We start from the raw sequence: 18,779 nt of genomic DNA on the forward strand, positions 1-18,779 counted from the left end.
CTCTTTTATCTTACCCTGATTATACCATAATCTTCTATTCCAATGCGGACAATCCTTCCAGGCTCGCGAAAGAAATTTTTGCGCCTGGGCATATTTGATTATCCATATAATGCTGTGGATCCGTGCTCAGAATGCGGATAACTTGAACATTTTGCCCATCTATAGACTCGACTAAGAGTGGAATACCTTGATAGCTTGCCATTTGTTGATTGCCAGGTGAACTGGCCTCATATGGAAAAATGAGTTCTGGTGGCATCATCGTATAAAGAATCATTGAATCAACACTTCATTCTTTTCTTTATGAAGATCTATCAATTCATTTAACTTTTTCATTGCCTGCCCAAGTCCGCCAACTTCATCGATGAGACCTGTTTTTACGGCATCAACTCCAATGACATTTGTACCTATGTCTCTGGTTAAATTACCTTTAGCAAACATTAAATCTTTAAATGTTTCTTCGGTAATTTTGGAATGCTTTGTTACAAAATTGACAACTCGCTCTTGCATTTTATCCATATATTCAAAGGTTGCTGGAACTCCAATCACCAGGCCAGTCAATCGGATCGGATGGATCGTCATTGTTGCGGTTTCCGCAATAAAGGAGTAGTCACAAGAAACAGCAATCGGAACCCCTATCGAATGCCCTCCTCCTAATACAATTGAAACAGTCGGCTTTGATAGGGTAGCTAGCATTTCGGATATCGCTAGACCCGCCTCAACATCGCCACCAACCGTATTTAAAATAATAAGGACCCCCTCAATTTTTGGATTTTGTTCTATTGCAACGAGTTGAGGAATTAAATGTTCATATTTTGTTGTTTTATTTTGTGGCGGCAGTGCTAGATGTCCTTCAACTTGACCGATAATGGTCAGACAATGAATTTTAGAATCAGTTGAAAGCTGTGGAACATTGGTTTGTCCTAGCTGCTGAATTTTTTCTATCAATGCAGAAGAAGGTTTATCCTCTTTTTGAGGCTCACCGCCTTCTTGGTTTTCAGATTCGTTTTTTTGTATATCGTTATTCATCCTAATACTCCCTTCAAGCATGATATAGATTAGTATTTACCTGTAGGAGGTGATTTCATGCTTAAAATAAAAAGCACTGGATCGCCCAGTGCATTTTAATATGAGTAATATAGCATTTATGATATTTAGGTTAGCTTTTTAGATTTCCATAATTATCGGAAGAATCATTGGTCTTCTTTTTGTTTTTTCATATAAATTTCGGTTTAATTCTTCTCTAATATCCTGCTTTAAACTTGACCATTCAAAGGAATCTTTAGCTATATTTCTTTCTACAATGTCTCGAACTAGTTTTGTTGAATCATCCATCAATTTTTCGGATTCGCGAACATAAACAAACCCTCTTGAGATAATCTCTGGTCCCGCAGCTATTTTCCGATCTTGTTTTGTTAAGGTCACTACCACAATTAGAATTCCATCCTGCGATAATAGTCGTCGGTCGCGAAGGACTATATTTCCAACATCACCAACACCAATACCATCAATGAGTATATTCCCAGATGGAACCTTGCCAGCAAGGGCAAGGTTCCCTTCTTTCATTTCAAGGATATCGCCACGGTCTGGAATAAAGATTTGTTCATCGGTAAGTCCACATTCCATAGCCAATTTTCGATGTGCCTTTAGCATCCGGTATTCACCGTGAACAGGGATTAAATATTTGGGCTTCATCAAGTTAATCATAAATTTTAATTCTTCTTGGCTTCCATGACTCGATACATGGATGGTTCTTTTACCTGATATAACATTTGCCCCGGCTCTAAAGAGCATATCAACAGTCTTGAATAAAAATACTTCACTACCCCTAAGAGGTGAAGCTGCGATTAAAACGGTATCTCCCTTTTGAATATTAACCACTTTATCAATTTGCTTTGCCATTTTCTGCAATGCCTCTATAGGTTCACCTTGACTTCCAGTCATTAATACGACTATTTCTCGGTCTTGATAATTTTTTATCTCACTAATAGGAATGATTAAATCCTCTGCTACTTCTAAATATCCTAAATCAAGGGCAATATGATAAATTCTTTCTAGACTTTTGCCTACCACTGCGACTTTACGTCCATTCTCATTTGCTGCATTAAAAATATGCTGGATTCTATTTATATCTGAAGCAAAACAAGCAGCAATAATCCTCCCCGGTGCATTATAGAAAGCATTTGACATTTCACGCTCAACAATTGCTTCAGATGCGGTGTACCCCGGCTTTTCTGCTTCTGTACTATCAGACAACAAACATAATACCCCTTGTTCTCCGATAGATGCCATCTTCCCAATTTCTGGTTTATAAAGCTTTGTAGCCGCTTGATCAAATTTAAAATCACCAGTATAAACGATGATCCCTTCAGAGGTATGTATACAAACACCAACAGAATCAGGGATACTATGATTGGTTTTAAAGAAGCTTACATCAACAGCATCCAAGTTAATAATCGTATCCGAATCCACCTCAATAAAATTTGTTTTACCAAAATAATCTTGTTCTTTAAGTTTAGCATTTGCAAGGGCAAGTGTAAGCTTGGTTCCATAGACAGGGATATCTAATTGACGAAGTACATATGATAAAGCTCCTATATGATCTTCATGGCCATGAGTTAAGAAAATTGCTTTTACCCGGTCTTTATTTTCTTTTAAATATGTAATATCCGGAATTACTATATCTATGCCAAGCATTTCTTCCTCGGGGAACATTAAGCCGGCATCTATGATAAATATGTCCTTGTCCACCTCAACAAGATACATATTCTTTCCGATTTCTCCTATACCACCAAGTGTAATTAACTTAATGGAATTATTTATTTTCTGTACCAAATTGTAAATCCTCCTAAGTTGAAACGAGTATACGCCGTTAACATGCGCTTCCGCTTTTTAATTTCAGATCGAGATCAGTTAGAGTTATTATACTAGATTTCTGAAAACCTTTCCAACATTTATAATAATAATGATAATTCTAAACAAAAATAAGCCAACCGAATGATCCTTCGGTTGGCTTTAGGTAGTCAGTATAACTTATTTAATAAAGTAATTAACGCTGCACGTTCTTGTTCTGTTAGCCCTACGAGAGGAAGCCTAACTGATCCAACGTCTAATCCAGTTACCTGTAAGGCTGTTTTAACAGGCGCAGGACTAGGAGCAGTAAATAAACCTTGCATGAAAGGGAGGAGATGCTGATGCAATCTTGCAGCCTTTTCATTCTCACCATTAAAGAATGCTTTTACCATTTCTTGCAATTGATTTCCAATCACATGTGAAGCAACCGAAACAACGCCTGCACCGCCAATGGAAAGAACAGGGATTGTCAGGCTATCGTCCCCACTATATAATACAAAATCATCATCTGTATTGGCAATGATGTGTGTCATTGCATTTAAATCCCCACTTGCCTCTTTGACTGCAACAATATTAGCTAACTTAGAAAGTCTAATGATCGTCTCGGGAAGTATGTTAACTGCTGACCGGCCAGGGATGTTGTAGACCATAACCGGCAGGGATGTAGCTTCTGCAACGGCTTTAAAATGCTGATATAGACCTTCCTGATTTGGTTTATTATAATAGGGTGCGACAACCATTATAGCATCCACGCCAAGTTGCTCAGCTTTTTTTGTCAATTCAACAGATGCATAAGTATTATTGCTTCCTGTTCCTGCAATTACGGGAATCCGCTTTTTTACCGTTTTTACAACATGATCAAATAATGCCAACTTTTCTTCCTTAGTTAACGTTGGTGATTCACCAGTAGTTCCAGCAACCACAAGTGACTCTGTTCCATTTTCAATTAAAAAATTCACTAATTGCGTGGTCTTGGCAAAATCAATATGTCCTTTTTTATCAAAAGGGGTAACCATTGCCGTCGATACTCGCCCAAAATGAACCATATTCTTACTCCTCTCAATACAATCCAGCATACTAAAAACACTCATTTTCTCTTCCGAATTCAATTTAAGGATTTACCATTGAATTGGTGAAATCATCTATAAATCTGAAAGATTAAATTCAAATGATTCTTCTTCTAATTGAAAAGCATCATGAAGGGCATTTACGGATTTAACCAAGTCCTCCTGCTTTACAAGTACCCAAATCGTAGTATGACTATCTGCAGATTGTAGTATACGAATTCCATGATCCGATAAGGCCGTTACGATTTTCGAAGTAACTCCAGGAACTCCGGCAATCCCTGCACCAACAACAGAAACTTTTGCACAATGACGCTCTACGACAGGATCATGACCTAATTCGTTTAAAACCTGTATTGCTCGATCGGTCATTTCCTCTGTTACTGTATAGATTACTCCGTTTGGCGAAATATTGATAAAATCTACACTGATTCCTTCATTGGCCATCGCCTTAAATACTTCTGCCTGCAAGTAATATTGATCCTTTTTAGCGAATACCTTTATTTGCGTAACATTTGAAACGTGAGCGATTCCAGTTACAACTCGTTCCATTATGTCACTGCCACGATTATTTTTATTTAATGAGGTTACCAAGGTTCCTAATTTATCTGAGTAGGTTGAGCGAATCCGAATTGGTACTTTTGCCTGCATTGCGATTTCAACTGCTCGTGGATGAATGACCTTTGCACCTTGATAAGCCATATTACACACTTCTGTGTAAGTTACTATGGGAAGTGGTCGTGCATTTTCTGCAATGCGTGGATCGGCTGTCATAATTCCTTCCACGTCGGTAAAGATATCTATCCATTCTGCATTAAGGGCAGCACCTAAAGCTGCAGCTGAGGTATCACTTCCGCCACGGCCAATTGTGGTAATATCGCCATTTTTTGCAGCTCCTTGAAAACCCGCAACCACAACAACATCATTTTTCTCTAACTCAGTTAGCAACCTGTCACATTTCATTTCATTGATTTTTGCATTTGTGTGGTCATTGTTTGTTCGGAAGCCTGCTTGAGCGCCAGTTAATGCAACAGCATTAATACCATGTTCCAATAACATATTTACAAAAACGACACTAGAAATAATCTCTCCGCAGGACAATAATAAGTCGTGTTCCCTTTTTGAGATTTTGCTTAAGTTCCCATCGATTAATGAAAGTAATGTGTCCGTAGCATAAGGGTCACCTTTTCTTCCCATAGCACTGACAACGACAACCACTTTATAGCCATCAGCTAAAGCTTTCTCGATATGGCCTTCCGCATATTTCCTACCTTTTTCATCTCTTACAGATGTACCGCCAAATTTTTGAACAATAATTTTCATGGTGACACCAAAACCTGCCTTTTTGATGTAACTTATTTTACAATACCTAATTTAACTAAACTTTCTGCGATTTGAACAGAATTCCAAGCTGCTCCTTTGAGTAAGTTATCAGAAACCACCCACATATGGAAACCACGAGGCTCGTCAATGTCTTTTCTAATCCGTCCAACAAATACATCATTTTTCCCAACGCAATTCGCAGGCATAGGATATATTTGATTTTCCGGATCATCCTGCAAAATAACACCGGGGGCATCTTTTAATAATGCTTTAATGTCATTCGCACTTATGTCATCCGCTTCAATTTCAAAATAAACAGATTCAGAATGACCTACTGCTACTGGTAGTCTTACACAAGTAGCGGAAACCTGTAATTCTGGTAAGTGCATGATTTTTTTTGTTTCATTAATCATTTTCATTTCTTCAAATGTATATCCATTGTCTTGAAATTTATCAATTTGTGGAATCGCATTAAAAGCAATTTGATAGTGATTTTTATCTGATTTGACAGGTAAAATCTTAGGCTCATATGCTTCACCGTTTAAGATTGAACGAGTTTGTTCCATTAATTCCTCGACAGCAGCGGCACCAGATCCTGAAACAGCTTGATATGTTGAGACAATAACTTTTTTCAAACCAAATTGTTGACGGATTGGCTCAAGTGCTACAACCATTTGGATGGTAGAACAATTGGGATTAGCAATAATACCATTTTGATGGTGAAGGTCCGCTTCGTTCACTTCAGGAACGACTAATGGTGTATTCTCATCCATTCTAAAAGCGCTAGTGTTGTCCACCACGATAGCACCACGTTTAACAGCTTCTGGACCAAGTTCCTTGGATATACTACCGCCCGCACTGAATAAGGCAATCTCGACCCCTTCAAAACTCTCAGGCCTTGCTTCTTCAATGATATATTCCTGACCATTAACCTCCACTTTTTTACCAGCTGAACGTGCTGATGATAATAAAGTAAGTTTTCTGATTGGGAAGTTCTCTTTTATTAAAGTGTGAATCATTTGTTGTCCTACTGCTCCTGTTGCTCCAACAACAGCAACGTGAAATCCATTTTGTTGATTCATTACAGGTTCCCCTTCCATACTAGCTGGTCATTATATTTCAAAAAGGAATTGGCCTTTATATAGTTGCCAGCATGTTATTCATATTTTTTATTATCTCATCAGTGGGTAATGAAACTCCCCACTGATGATAGAATAATTTATTTTACCATATTCCTTTAAAGAAATAACCTTTTTTGATGAATGAGGGGGGGAGAATTAGTCAGAATCTTTATATCTTTCTACTAACACTGGTTGAATTTGTTTCCCTTCGATCGCAGCTTCAACTGTTTCTGTGAGTAACGTCATTCTTGCTACCATTGAATTTGGCTTTTTTATTGGGTCATCCTGGCCATAGGGAATAAAATAAATATTCTTTGTTGCCATAAGCCTCATTAAGTTTACTCCATTTAATCCAAGTGCATCGTTAGTCGAGATTCCGAGTACAACGGGCTTTAAATTTCTCAAAGTTGCTTTCGCAGCCATTAATACTGGACTATCGTTCATTGCGTTGGCAAATTTACTCATTGATACACCGGTTAATGGAGCAATGACCATACAATCAAGAGGGATTTTGGGTCCCAACGGCTCGGCTTTGACAATCGAATCAATGACTTTATTTCCTGTTAAATCTTCAATTCGCTGGATCCAATCCTCTCCTTTACCAAACCGGGTGTCTGTATTTTTAACTGTAAAAGTTACCACAGGCATTACTTCAGCACCGGCTTGAACTAATTTTTCTATTTCAGGGAATACTGCATCGTACGTACAATGAGAGCCAGTTAAGCCAAAGCCAATTCTTTTCCCCTTTAAACTCATTTCACTTTCCCCTTTCGCTTTCGTAAATCATCTTGGAGCAGTTGAGCAAGAACATTTGCCAGAATTTGCCCGGCTGTTTTTGGTGCAACAATCCCTGGCAATCCAGGGGCAAGCAATGCTTTTATCCCTCTTTTCTCCGCATATCTAAAATCAGTTCCTCCCGGCTTTGATGCAAGGTCAATAATGAGCGTATGTGATGGCATTTTAGATATAACCATCGCTGTTACGATTAAATGTGGTGCTGTGTTAATTAATATATCAGTATTCTTTACTTCATTTTCCAAATCCTTCAAATGAAACGGCGCTAAGCCCATTTCAGTGATTCTTGCCAAATGTTCACTTTTCCTAGCCCCTACCTTAACTTTTGCTCCAAGGGCTGCAAATGTTCTCGCCACACTCATACCAACTCTGCCTAACCCTAGAACCGTAATATTCGACCCATGTATTGTAAAATCAGTGTGTTGGATCGCCATCATAATCGTCCCTTCTACTGTAGGGATTGAATTATAGATGGCCACATCATCCCTTTCAAATAACTGAATAAGAGTCCGTTTAGCTTGCTTGGTAATCCCATTTAAATAAGCATTGCTGATTCCTGAATAAATCGCACAATGTTCTGGAGTCTTAGAGAGTAAATCCCCTGTCAAAATAACCTTTTCATTTGAAAAGATTGTTTCTACCTGCCCTTCTAAATTTGTACCAGGCACTGGCAAGATCAGGGTATCCACTGTTGAAAAGTCCACCTCATCCAGCTTTTCCTTGACCGCACCTGTAAAAGCATGATCAAGCTGTTCAAAACCAATAAGCGATAATCTCGCATCTAATTCAGTTAACTTGCGGATGATTTCCAGCTGTCTGGCATCCCCGCCAATCACGGCAATCTGCATCCCTGTCAGCATGAAAACATTCACCTTCTTCTTTTTAAAAATCCTACTAAGAATTCCTTTTCTGTATATCACTTCACCATCTTATGTAGGTTAACTTCATTCGGTGAGTTTTCCATACGTACTAAATAAAAAAGCCCAAGCAAGTTGACACTCGCTTGGGTTTTTTATGCTGAAGTGTATTAATCTTCATCCGGTACATCGATTATTATCATATCTGATCCTATCTTTTTAATGTGCTGCCAAGGAACCCTGATTTCTTCCCCTTGTTTTCGGAAACCAAACCATTTTATTGAAGGTATTAGCAGTGCTTGAATTTGTCCGGTGCCTTCATTAATTTCTAAATCGGTTTGTCCAAGTACACCTAGCCGTTCTGCCTTTTTTACGTCAACAATTTCCTTTCCGCTTAATTCACTTAACCTCAATACAAGATCCCCCCTTCATTTGCCCCTTATTAATAGTTTATAAGTGGAAGTCCCTATTTAGACTAAGAAATTCACAAGCACTGTTAAGTGGACCTTTAGTATCTAGGACAACAAAAAAAGAGGTAATCCATCAGCATGGAATACCTCTTTTCATTTACGATAATGTATTCGGAAATTCTCCGTCTGGACTAATTAATGTCACGGAATAGTTGTCTGTAAAAACGGCCTTTGTCATTTCGTCCACACTTTTTTTGGTAACTCCATCAATCTGATCAATAATTTCATCCAGAGAACGATGACGTTTTAATAAAAGTTCATTTTTACCATTACGACTCATCCTGCTATTTGTACTTTCAAGACTTAGCATCAAGCTGCCCTTAAGCTGCTCTTTACTATTAGTTAATTCCCTTTCAGTAATCCCTTCTTGCTTTAATTTATTAAGTGTTTCTTGGATGGTTTCAAATAGTACATTCAGCTGTTTAGCACCTGTTCCACCGTAAACCGTCACAATCCCACTATCTTGATAAGCTGAATGGTAAGAGAAAACTGAATATGCTAAGCCCCTTTGCTCACGGACTTCCTGAAATAATCTCGAGCTCATGCTGCCGCCCAATATATTATTTAAAGTAATTAAGCTGTAGATGTCTTCATGCCCAACCTTTAATCCTTCAAAACCAATACATAAATGAGCCTGTTCCGTATCTTTCTTTCGTGAAAGTCGATTGGAATGGAAGGTAGGAATATTTTCAATTGCTTGGTTGTTAGCACCTTTATAGGATCCAAAATACTTTTCGACTTCTTTAATAAATGTTTCAGATACATTGCCTGCGATTGAGATAACAACATTTTCAGGAGTATACCTTTCATGAATATATTCCTTTAACGTTTGGCCAGTAAACGTATTAAGTATTTCCTCTGTGCCTAGGATTGGATACCCTAGTGGATGATCTCCATACACTGCTCTGCTAAGTAAATCATGAACAATATCGTCTGGAGTATCTTCGTACATTTTTATTTCTTCTAAGACTACATTTCTCTCTTTGTTTAGTTCCTCTTCCACAAAAGTGGAGTTAAAGAACATATCAGCTAACACATCTAGTGCAAATTGGGAATGTGTATCAAGGACTTTTGCATAATAGCAGGTATACTCCTTTGAAGTAAACGCATTCACCTGTCCGCCAATACTATCAAAGGATTCGGCAATTTCCTTAGCAGACCTTGTGGTAGTACCTTTAAAGAACATATGTTCCAGAAAATGCGAAATACCATTGTTTTGTGGGTTCTCATCTCTTGAACCCGTACCAATCCATACGCCTATTGCAACTGAACGTACAGTAGGGATATTTTCTAAAACAATTCTAACTCCATTTTGGCAAGTATATTTATTAATCATCGACTTCCTCCAGTCTATATACAGAAGCTGCTATTACTCCATCTATCATTATACTTAGTAAAATGTTTTTTCTCCAATTTTCAGTATATCTTACTGTGATTATTACTCAACTCTTTCTTCGCTCATTAACTCAGAAACTGTTCCAATTTCAAGGTTTTTTTGTTTGATCTGCGTGATTAAGCGATCGAGCGATTTCGCAGTTGCTTCTGTTGGATGCATAAGGACCATTGAGCCATTATTAATTTTTGTCATTACACGATTTATAAGTACATCTGGTGATGGTTTTCTCCAGTCAACCGTATCAACGGTCCACATAACCGTCATCATTTTTAATTCGTTGGCAACTTTTATTGTCTCATCCCGAAAACTGCCACTAGGCGGGGCAAACCAAACACATTTCACTCCTGTAGCTGCTTCTATAATTTCATTCGTTTTCACCATTTGTTCCCTTGCTTTTCCAGCCGTCAATTGTTTCATATCAGGATGAGAATAGGAATGATTCCCCACTTCATGACCAGAACTGACTATCATTTTAGCAAGATCGGGATTTTTTTTGACCCAATTTCCTTCTAAAAAAAAACTAACCTTTATATTATGTCTTTTTAGAGTAGCAAGCATCTCCGATAAATATTCATTCCCCCACGCTACATTAATAATAAACGTTACCATTGGTTTATTAGGGTTTCCTTTATAAATTGGAGCTGGCGGCAAATCTTCGAGGTGAACCTTTGGCTTTTTCTGGGTAAAGACAAGGTTCTTTTCATTAAAAACACCTTTATCTTTCATATGCTTATAGGAAGCTGCAATGTTAACCTCTCGCCCATTATAGCCCGGAATTGCCTTCCAGACCCTATCAATAGTCGCATCTATAGGCGGTATTTCATATGTATGGGCATTTTTAACAATACTTTGATAAAGAGGGTCTGACTCTTTTGCTGTTGGCAGAGCTGATTCCTTTTTTATAAAAGGATTACCCACAGCAATCCAAACTGCTAAACAAATACCAATGAAAATAAATACCTTTTTCATTAACTTTCCCCCTTTCCATACAGATTATGTATAAGAGGGACAAGGTAGAACTTCAGGATACTGTTAGCGGCTGATTCTAAAGAACATAGAGCGAATTTATAAAACGATCATACATGGAAAAAGCCAGGGTTTGTCCCCTGACTTCCTTATCGTCTCAGAATAAATGTCCCGAGTCTCTTGTTATTGATTTTCAGCCTTTTCACGCTGTTCCTTTAAAATAGCTTTACGTGAAAGGTTTACACGGCCCTGTTTATCAATTTCGGTTACTTTCACTAGAAGTTCGTCCCCGATCTTAACAACATCCTCCACTTTACCTACACGTTCTTCGGCAAGTTCAGATATATGAACGAGACCATCTTTACCTGCAAAGATTTCCAGGAAGGCTCCAAATTTTTCAATTCGTTTTACCTTACCAAGATACATTTCGCCTACTTGAACTTCACGAACAATATCTTCGATGATTTTCTTTGCCATTTGGTTCATTTCTTGATTTGTAGAGGCAATAAATACTGTACCATCCTGCTCGATATCAATCTTAACGCCAGTTTCCTCAATAATCTTATTGATTTGTTTACCGCTCGGTCCGATAACGTCCCTGATCTTATCAGGGTTAATTGACATAGTTAAAATCTTAGGTGCAAACTGAGAAAGTTCTGCTCTTGGTTCAGTAATAGTAGCAAGCATCGAATCTAAAATGTGCATTCTGCCAACTTTTGCCTGTTGTAGTGCTTCTTCTAAGATTTCACGAGAAAGACCTTCAATCTTAATATCCATTTGAAGTGCAGTGACCCCTTTAGCAGTACCTGCTACTTTAAAATCCATATCCCCAAGATGGTCTTCCATTCCTTGAATATCAGACAAAACAGTATAATTTTCTCCAGATTTTACAAGTCCCATTGCAATTCCTGCTACAGGAGCCTTAATCGGAACACCTGCATCCATCATCGCTAATGTACTAGCACAAATACTTGCCTGCGAAGTGGAACCATTAGATTCAAGTACCTCAGATACAAGTCGAATGGTATATGGGAAATCCTTTTCAGATGGAATAATCGGTTCAAGGGCACGTTCACCAAGGGCACCGTGACCAATTTCACGACGACCAGGTCCTCGGATTGGGCCTGTTTCACCGACACTGAATTGAGGGAAGTTATAATGATGCATAAAGCGCTTTTCTTCCTCAATTCCAAGACCATCAAGAATTTGTACATCACCCATTGCGCCGAGAGTACAAATGCTTAGGGCTTGAGTTTGTCCACGTGTGAAAAGTCCAGAACCGTGGGTACGTGGTAAAATACTTATTTGTGAAGAAAGCGGACGGATTTCATCAATTTTTCGGCCATCAGGACGAACCTTCTCCACTGTTATTAAGCGGCGTACCTCACCTTTTACAATCTTGTCCAGTATTTGCTTTACTTGCTTCATATCTTCATCTGTAGCTTCTTGTTCCACAAATTTGGCAATCACTTGGTTTTTGACTTCTTTAATGGCATCTTCACGGGCATGCTTTTCTTGGACCTGAATGGCTTTTACCATATCAGCTTCGCATATTCCCCTTACTTCTGCCTCAAGTTCCTTATCTATTTCGTAAAGATTGATTTCTCTTTTTGGCTTGCCAATTTCAAGGACAATTTTCTCTTGGAACTCAATTAACCGTTTAATCTCATCATGGCCATACATAATAGCTTCAAGCATAGTTTCTTCAGGAACCTCTAACGCACCTGCTTCTACCATGTTGATTGCATCTTTAGTACCAGCAACAGTTAAATGGATATCACTTTTTTCAGCTTGTTCTACAGTTGGGTTAATAACAAATTCATTGTTAACCCGTCCTACGATCACACCAGCAATCGGTCCTTCAAAAGGAATATCTGATGTACTAAGTGCTAACGAAGATCCGAACATTGCAGCCATTTCAGTAGAACAATCCTGATCCACACTCATGACAATACTAATAACTTGTACATCATTACGAAAGCCATCTGCAAATAGCGGACGAATCGGTCTGTCAATTAGTCTGCTTGCCAAAATTGCCTTTTCACTCGGACGACCCTCGCGTTTAATAAAGCCACCTGGGATTTTTCCGACAGCATATAAACGTTCCTCATAGTTAACTGTTAATGGAAAAAAGTCTAAGTTCTTTGGTTCCTTTGAAGCTGTTGCCGTACTCAATACTGCTGTATCTCCATAGCGTACCAAGACTGCACCGTTTGCTTGCTTTGCTAATTGTCCAATTTCGACAGTTAATTTACGGCCTGCCCAAACCATGGAATATTCATGTTTCAATTGTTCCATATTTTTACCCCTCTCTATCTAAATCACTTAGGAGGATGATGCGAAAATTTTCACTTTCGCTGTACTCATCATACTAAATCTAACTATTATTAAAAAGCTTAGAAAGCTATTGTTTAAATGCGAAATCACCTTAATAGTATGCACAAAAAAGTCATGACTTAAAAATATGTATAAAAAATTCTTTATTTTCTTTTCCTCTTTTTAAAGCTAATAAAAAAGCGGGAATAATCCCGCTTCTGTAAACTAACGACGTAGACCAAGCTTATTAATTAACACACGGTAACGTTGAACATCTTTGTTACGTAGGAATGTTAAAAGATTACGACGTTTACCAACCATTTTCAAAAGACCGCGACGTGAGTGGTGATCTTTTTTATGAGTACGTAAGTGCTCATTCAAATTGTTGATTGATTCTGTAAGGACAGCGATTTGAACTTCTGCAGATCCAGTGTCGCTTTCATGAGTTTTAAACTCATTGATAAGTTCATTTTTACGTTCTTGAGTGATTGCCATCCGGATTCACCTCCTAAATTTTACAAATCCCCTGTTACCGAGCAAGCGTTGGTGATTCGTCTTGCCAAGTAGAGGTTATTTTTAATACGTTAATAAGAATACAACTTTTCACATCAAAAAGCAAGGCTATAACGAAGTTTATTGTAGGAAAAACGCCTTTTATAAGTGAGAATGTGGAAGATTGTCTTGTTTTTTAAAATAATCTAGTGAATTTTGCTTATCTCTTTCAATTTGTGCAACGAGCTCTTCAATCCCTGAAAATTTTTGTTCCTTACGTAAGGGAAGATGCCACTCGATGACCACTTCTTCACCATAGATAACTTTATTAAAGTCAAATAAATGAACTTCAACAGAAGGATGTAAGGCTTCCTTATTAAAGGTGGGTTTATAACCAATATTACAAACTCCATTGTACCATTGGGTTTCAACTTTCATTCTTACTGCATATACACCAGTCGGCGGGATCATGTAATCGTCATTTAAGTCAACATTCGCCGTTGGAAAGCCAATCGTCCTGCCTCGTTTATCACCATGAATGACTATGCCCGATGTTGTATAAAATCGTCCAAGAAGTGATAAAAGCGCGTCTGTTTTTCCTTCTTTAAGCAAGGTTCTAATTCTAGTTGAACTAACCTTTTGATCACCTTGTGTAAACTTTGGAACGACCGAATAAGAAAATTGATCTCTTGAATGGAAGGGCAATGTTTCCATCGTCCCCTTTCCCATACGCCCATAGGTAAAATCAAAACCAGCAACTACGTGCATTACGTTTAGTCTAATAACATATTGATCAATGAATTCCTGAGGAAGCAAATTGGCAAATTCAGAAGTAAAGTTAATGATAAATAAATAATCAATACCAAGTTCTTCGATAATTTTTATTTTTTCAGATAATGGAGTAATATATTGTATCTGCTGTTCCGTTTTTCCTAATACTACCGAAGGATGGGGGTCAAATGTCATGACCGCACTGCAAATCCCTTTTTCTTCAGCATGCTTTTTTGCCTCAAGAATTACCTGTTGATGGCCACGGTGCACTCCATCAAAGTAGCCCATTGCCATTGTTAGGGGCGGAAATTCAACATTTGTTATATCGTATGGAAATCTAAGCTTAATTACTTCCAATGAAACTCACCTTTTCTATACCGTACCTTTTTCTTCTAAATCATTACGTAACACTTTAACTGGTTTAAAGAGGTCTGGCTTGCTTGGATGTATTGAATAAATAGCAAGAGCTAGTCCTTCAGCAGTTTCAGTGACAATCGGTCCGTTACTAGATTTTAAATGCTCTGGCATTTGTAATAATGCCCCATTTTTCACTTTCTCTGCTACTTTATCATTAATTAGTAATTTCGGCAAATGAGAAAGTGCTGTTTCTAAAGGCCTTAGTACACTTGAAATTGTCCCAGCCTCCATATGTTTTTCAATTTCATCAAACGTCAAACAATCCTCTAATGAAAAAGCAGCAGATTGAACTCTTTGTAAAAAGGACATATGTGCAGGGAAGCCCAGAATTTCACCAATCATTACCGCTAAGGTCCGGATGTACGTCCCTTTACTGCAACTGACCTTAAACCTAAACTGTACAGTTTCACCGATAAATTCATCACGGTCATCTAATAATTCGATGGAATAAATCGTTACCTTTCTAGTGGGACGTTCGACTTCTATACCCTTCCGTGCATATTCATAAAGACGAACTCCTCCCACTTTTACTGCCGAGAACATAGGCGGTGTTTGTTCAATTTCACCGGTTATTGAATGAAAAACTTGGAGAATCTCTTCTCGTTGAATGGTCCGATCCACTGGTTTCTGCTCCACTATTTCACCAGAAGCATCTTCAGTAGTAGTCGAAAAACCAATTGTTACTTCTCCCTCATACGATTTACCAGCATCGGTTATGTATTCAGCAACTTTTGTTGCTTTCCCTATACAAATTGGAAGCACTCCTGTTACGTCTGGATCAAGAGTACCCGTATGCCCTACCTTTTTTGTTTTTAAAATCTTCCGCAATCTAAACACACAATCATGGGATGTCAAACCCGCAGGCTTATATAACGGTATTATTCCTTCCAATTAAAATCCTCCAATCAAAAAATTATCGAAAAAAAAGGATAGACAATGTCTATCCAATTATTCTTCTTCACTTTTTTCTAAAGGCTTTTCATCCTTATGCAGTTGATGAAGAAGTGTATCAATTCGATTCCCGTAATCGATAGATTCATCCCATTCAAAGATGATTTCAGGTGTTTTACGAAGGCGAATACGGTGGCCAATTTCGGTCCGAATAAAACCTTTTGCTTTGGCCAGCCCTTTTAAGGTATTTTCCCTTTGCTCTTCATCACCTAATACGGAAATATACACTTTCGCCTGTTGTAAATCTCCTGTTACTTCAACGTCGGTAACCGTCACAAAACCAATACGTGGATCTTTGATTTTGCGACCTATGATGTCACCTAGTTCTTTTTTCATTTGTTCTCCAACACGATTTGCTCTGTGGCTCATCACATTCACCTCTTAACTTAAAGCCATTCAATCTCGGTGATCGTTCTCTCTATTTCTGGAAATGAGTCGATTAATTTCAAAGCATTTTGCAACTCATGTTCCGTCGATACACGCGTGGAAGTTACGACAACTATGGCAATTTTCGTTCGTTGCCACATATCCTGAAAGCCAACTTCTGATACAGAAACATTAAATTTCTGTTTTAAGCGTGTAAGGATTCGTTGAAGGACAGCCCGTTTCTCTTTTAAAGAATGAGCATCATAGATCATACATTCACATTCGGCCACACCGATGATCATTTACGTTCAATTTCTTCCATTACATATGCTTCAATGATGTCTCCTTCTTTAACATCATTAAAGTTTTTAATTGTAATACCACATTCGTAACCTTGGGCAACTTCTTTTACATCATCTTTAAATCGTTTTAACGCATCAATATTACCTTCAAAAGTGACAACACCGTTACGAATTAAACGAATACCGCTGTCGCGGGTAATTTTACCATCCGTTACATATGAACCAGCAATTGTTCCTACCTTTGAAACTTTAAAGGTTTGACGGATTTCTGCTTGACCAATTATTTTTTCTTGGAATTCAGGATCAAGCATACCTTTCATTGCTGCTTCAATCTCTTCAATCACTTTATAAATTATACGATGAAGACGGACGTCAACTTTCTCCGCTTCTGCTGCACGTTTCGCATTTACATCAGGGCGAACGTTAAAACCGATGACGATGGCATTAGATGCAGCAGCAAGACTAATATCCGACTCATTAATCGCTCCAGCACCGCTATGAATAATTTTGATGTTAACACCTTCAACATCTATTTTTTGAAGAGAAGCGGCAACGGCTTCAGCAGACCCTTGTACGTCCGCTTTAAGGATGATGTTTAAATCCTTCATTTCACCTTGCTTTAATTGATCAAAAAGCGTTTCTAGACTAACAATGGATTTTTCACCACGTTGGGCTACCAGTGCTGTTTGAGCTCGTGATTCTCCAACTTGACGTGCAGTTTTTTCGTCTTCAAATACAACGAAACGATCTCCAGCTTGTGGCACGTCATTAAGTCCAGTTATTTCAACAGGAGTTGAAGGACCTGCCTCTTTGACACGGCGTCCTTTGTCATTCACCATTGCACGGACACGGCCAAAGGTATGACCAACAACAATTGGATCACCAATTTTTAGTGTACCGTTTTGGACTAGTAAGGTTGCAACGGATCCACGACCTTTATCTAATTGTGCTTCGATAACAGTACCAACAGCTTTGCGATTTGGATTCGCTTTATATTCTTCTACTTCACTAACGAGTAATATCATTTCTAGAAGGGTGTCAATGCCTTCTCCCGTTTTTGCAGAAAGTGGTACAAAGATAGTATCTCCACCCCATGCTTCAGATACTAATCCATGTTCAGTCAACTCTTGCATTACACGGTCAGCATTTGCAGCTTCTTTATCCATTTTATTAACTGCTACAATAATTGGAACCTCGGCAGCTTTTGCATGGTTAATCGCTTCAACAGTTTGCGGCATAACACCATCATCTGCAGCTACTACTAGGATGGTAATATCAGTTATTTTAGCGCCACGTGCACGCATTGTCGTAAAGGCAGCGTGTCCTGGTGTATCAAGGAAGGTAATCTTTTTCCCGTTTTCAACCACTTGATAGGCACCAATATGCTGGGTAATTCCCCCCGCTTCACCCTCTGTAACCTTTGTGTTACGGATGGAATCTAGCAAGGTTGTTTTACCGTGGTCAACGTGACCCATTATTGTTACAACAGAAGGTCTTTCCTCTTGAGAATCATCTGAATCTTCAGTAAAGTATACTTCAAGATCTGTTGTATCTACTTTAATTTCTTCTTCCACTTCAACCCCATATTCGCTTGCAATCAATTCAATCGCATCTTTATCTAAGACTTGATTAATTGTGGCCATGACACCTAATAAAAAGAGCTTTTTAATAATCTCTGAAGGCTCACGGTAAATTTTCTTTGCTAATTCGCCCACAGTTAGAGATTCACTGAAAGTAATTTTCGCTGGAAGCTCCTTCTCTTTTTTCTTCTGTGGCTGGGCTTGTTGAACTGGCGTATGAGTTTTTTTCTTATTTTTATTATTATTATTATTACGATTTTGATTATTATTATAAGGCTTGGCCTTAGCTTTATCAGCATTGCTGAAAACCTTATTTTCTTTGGATTGATATTCCTGGTTTTGCTTTTTGCCTTCGACCGTCTTTGGAGGAGAAACAACTTTTACCTTGCTAGGAGCGGCATTTTTATCAGCAGCTTCTTCAAATGCTTTAGGAGTTTTCGTCTGAACTTGCGGCCTTTGCGTTGACTGTGCAGGTCTTTGGTTTTGACGCTGCGTTTGAGTTGGACGAGAGTTTGTTCGTTGTTGCTGCTGTCCATTTTGTTTATTCTCTGTGTTTTGCTGTGGAGCCTTGTTATCCTTTTTACTGAATGTTTCGTCAAGCTTTTTAACTTCTGCGTCTTCTATTGTTGCCATATGATTAGAGACCTCTATATTCATTTCTTTTAGTTTTGTGATGATATCTTTACTTGAAATGTTGTGTTTTTTTGCATATTCATATACACGTATTTTACTCATCTTTTCA

At 38.3% G+C, this 18,779-nt stretch carries 18 protein-coding genes; all 18 read right to left on the minus strand.

The window, feature by feature from the left end; translation table 11 throughout:
* Positions 1–34: 34 nt before the first annotated feature.
* The 18 genes from COE25_RS13370 to infB all read right to left on the minus strand — a co-directional run bounded on the left by COE25_RS13370 (position 35) and on the right by infB (position 18,772).
* On the minus strand, positions 35–274 hold the full coding sequence (locus tag COE25_RS13370) for a YlzJ-like family protein (protein ID WP_088086407.1): 240 nt from the start codon (positions 272–274) through the stop codon (positions 35–37).
* Positions 271–1,026 carry a ClpP family protease gene (locus tag COE25_RS13375; protein ID WP_088086406.1) on the minus strand — a complete coding sequence of 252 codons (756 nt, stop codon included), beginning with the start codon at positions 1,024–1,026 and terminating at the stop codon, positions 271–273. The genes COE25_RS13370 and COE25_RS13375 overlap by 4 nt, the downstream gene beginning before the upstream one ends.
* Positions 1,027–1,164: 138 nt before the next feature.
* Positions 1,165–2,832 carry a ribonuclease J gene (locus COE25_RS13380; protein ID WP_098932997.1) on the minus strand — a complete coding sequence of 556 codons (1,668 nt, stop codon included), beginning with the start codon at positions 2,830–2,832 and terminating at the stop codon, positions 1,165–1,167.
* 188 nt (positions 2,833–3,020) lie between these two features.
* Complete coding sequence (gene dapA / locus COE25_RS13385) at positions 3,021–3,896, minus strand: 4-hydroxy-tetrahydrodipicolinate synthase (protein WP_088086404.1); 876 nt, start codon at positions 3,894–3,896, stop codon at positions 3,021–3,023.
* A gap of 96 nt (positions 3,897–3,992) precedes the next feature.
* Positions 3,993–5,237 carry an aspartate kinase gene (gene dapG / locus COE25_RS13390; RefSeq protein ID WP_088086403.1) on the minus strand — a complete coding sequence of 415 codons (1,245 nt, stop codon included), beginning with the start codon at positions 5,235–5,237 and terminating at the stop codon, positions 3,993–3,995.
* Positions 5,238–5,269: 32 nt separating this feature from the next.
* Positions 5,270–6,319, minus strand: coding sequence for an aspartate-semialdehyde dehydrogenase (gene asd / locus COE25_RS13395; protein ID WP_180247501.1), 1,050 nt, complete (start codon positions 6,317–6,319; stop codon positions 5,270–5,272).
* 195 nt (positions 6,320–6,514) lie between these two features.
* Positions 6,515–7,114 carry a dipicolinate synthase subunit B gene (gene dpaB / locus COE25_RS13400; protein ID WP_026566481.1) on the minus strand — a complete coding sequence of 200 codons (600 nt, stop codon included), beginning with the start codon at positions 7,112–7,114 and terminating at the stop codon, positions 6,515–6,517.
* On the minus strand, positions 7,111–8,013 hold the full coding sequence (dpaA, locus tag COE25_RS13405; RefSeq protein ID WP_098932999.1) for a dipicolinic acid synthetase subunit A: 903 nt from the start codon (positions 8,011–8,013) through the stop codon (positions 7,111–7,113). The genes dpaB and dpaA overlap by 4 nt, the downstream gene beginning before the upstream one ends.
* A gap of 167 nt (positions 8,014–8,180) precedes the next feature.
* Positions 8,181–8,423 carry a YlmC/YmxH family sporulation protein gene (locus COE25_RS13410; RefSeq protein ID WP_088086400.1) on the minus strand — a complete coding sequence of 81 codons (243 nt, stop codon included), beginning with the start codon at positions 8,421–8,423 and terminating at the stop codon, positions 8,181–8,183.
* A gap of 154 nt (positions 8,424–8,577) precedes the next feature.
* Entirely contained in the window at positions 8,578–9,816 is a 1,239-nt protein-coding gene (locus tag COE25_RS13415) for a M16 family metallopeptidase (protein WP_098933000.1), read from the minus strand.
* A gap of 102 nt (positions 9,817–9,918) precedes the next feature.
* The gene (locus COE25_RS13420; RefSeq protein WP_098933001.1) at positions 9,919–10,845 is read right to left on the minus strand and encodes a polysaccharide deacetylase family protein; all 927 of its coding nucleotides are present in this window, start codon (positions 10,843–10,845) and stop codon (positions 9,919–9,921) included.
* A 180-nt stretch (positions 10,846–11,025) separates the two neighbouring features.
* On the minus strand, positions 11,026–13,140 hold the full coding sequence (gene pnp / locus COE25_RS13425) for a polyribonucleotide nucleotidyltransferase (RefSeq protein ID WP_098933002.1): 2,115 nt from the start codon (positions 13,138–13,140) through the stop codon (positions 11,026–11,028).
* Positions 13,141–13,383: 243 nt separating this feature from the next.
* The gene (rpsO, locus tag COE25_RS13430; protein WP_026566475.1) at positions 13,384–13,653 is read right to left on the minus strand and encodes a 30S ribosomal protein S15; all 270 of its coding nucleotides are present in this window, start codon (positions 13,651–13,653) and stop codon (positions 13,384–13,386) included.
* A 159-nt stretch (positions 13,654–13,812) separates the two neighbouring features.
* Positions 13,813–14,778: a bifunctional riboflavin kinase/FAD synthetase gene (ribF, locus tag COE25_RS13435; RefSeq protein ID WP_098933003.1), complete on the minus strand. Its 966-nt coding sequence runs from the start codon at positions 14,776–14,778 to the stop codon at positions 13,813–13,815.
* Positions 14,779–14,793: 15 nt separating this feature from the next.
* Complete coding sequence (gene truB / locus COE25_RS13440; protein WP_098933004.1) at positions 14,794–15,729, minus strand: tRNA pseudouridine(55) synthase TruB; 936 nt, start codon at positions 15,727–15,729, stop codon at positions 14,794–14,796.
* A 57-nt stretch (positions 15,730–15,786) separates the two neighbouring features.
* Complete coding sequence (rbfA, locus tag COE25_RS13445) at positions 15,787–16,158, minus strand: 30S ribosome-binding factor RbfA (RefSeq protein ID WP_088086394.1); 372 nt, start codon at positions 16,156–16,158, stop codon at positions 15,787–15,789.
* Positions 16,159–16,175: 17 nt separating this feature from the next.
* Positions 16,176–16,457: a DUF503 domain-containing protein gene (locus tag COE25_RS13450; RefSeq protein ID WP_088086393.1), complete on the minus strand. Its 282-nt coding sequence runs from the start codon at positions 16,455–16,457 to the stop codon at positions 16,176–16,178.
* A complete protein-coding gene (gene infB / locus COE25_RS13455; protein WP_098933005.1) occupies positions 16,454–18,772 on the minus strand; it encodes a translation initiation factor IF-2 in 2,319 nt (772 codons plus the stop codon). Before infB ends, COE25_RS13450 begins: the two co-directional genes overlap by 4 nt.
* Between the last annotated feature and the right edge of the window lie 7 nt (positions 18,773–18,779).

It is taken from the genome of Bacillus sp. AFS031507 (assembly GCF_002584635.1).
GTDB lineage: Bacteria > Bacillota > Bacilli > Bacillales > Cytobacillaceae > Neobacillus.

Excerpts from the sequence above, each read along its gene's own strand:
- dapG (WP_088086403.1), bottom strand. The coding sequence starts at position 5,237 with ATGAAAATTATTGTTCAAAAATTTGGCGGTACATCTGTAAGAGATGAA.
- infB (WP_098933005.1), bottom strand. The coding sequence starts at position 18,772 with ATGAGTAAAATACGTGTATATGAATATGCAAAAAAACACAACATTTCA.
- pnp (WP_098933002.1), bottom strand. The coding sequence starts at position 13,140 with ATGGAACAATTGAAACATGAATATTCCATGGTTTGGGCAGGCCGTAAA.
- dpaB (WP_026566481.1), bottom strand. The coding sequence starts at position 7,114 with ATGAGTTTAAAGGGGAAAAGAATTGGCTTTGGCTTAACTGGCTCTCAT.
- dapA (WP_088086404.1), bottom strand. The coding sequence starts at position 3,896 with ATGGTTCATTTTGGGCGAGTATCGACGGCAATGGTTACCCCTTTTGAT.
- asd (WP_180247501.1), bottom strand. The coding sequence starts at position 6,319 with ATGAATCAACAAAATGGATTTCACGTTGCTGTTGTTGGAGCAACAGGA.
- dpaA (WP_098932999.1), bottom strand. The coding sequence starts at position 8,013 with ATGCTGACAGGGATGCAGATTGCCGTGATTGGCGGGGATGCCAGACAG.
- COE25_RS13370 (WP_088086407.1), bottom strand. The coding sequence starts at position 274 with ATGATTCTTTATACGATGATGCCACCAGAACTCATTTTTCCATATGAG.
- rpsO (WP_026566475.1), bottom strand. The coding sequence starts at position 13,653 with ATGGCAATCACTCAAGAACGTAAAAATGAACTTATCAATGAGTTTAAA.
- rbfA (WP_088086394.1), bottom strand. The coding sequence starts at position 16,158 with ATGAGCCACAGAGCAAATCGTGTTGGAGAACAAATGAAAAAAGAACTA.
- COE25_RS13450 (WP_088086393.1), bottom strand. The coding sequence starts at position 16,457 with ATGATCATCGGTGTGGCCGAATGTGAATGTATGATCTATGATGCTCAT.
- COE25_RS13415 (WP_098933000.1), bottom strand. The coding sequence starts at position 9,816 with ATGATTAATAAATATACTTGCCAAAATGGAGTTAGAATTGTTTTAGAA.
- COE25_RS13420 (WP_098933001.1), bottom strand. The coding sequence starts at position 10,845 with ATGAAAAAGGTATTTATTTTCATTGGTATTTGTTTAGCAGTTTGGATT.
- COE25_RS13375 (WP_088086406.1), bottom strand. The coding sequence starts at position 1,026 with ATGAATAACGATATACAAAAAAACGAATCTGAAAACCAAGAAGGCGGT.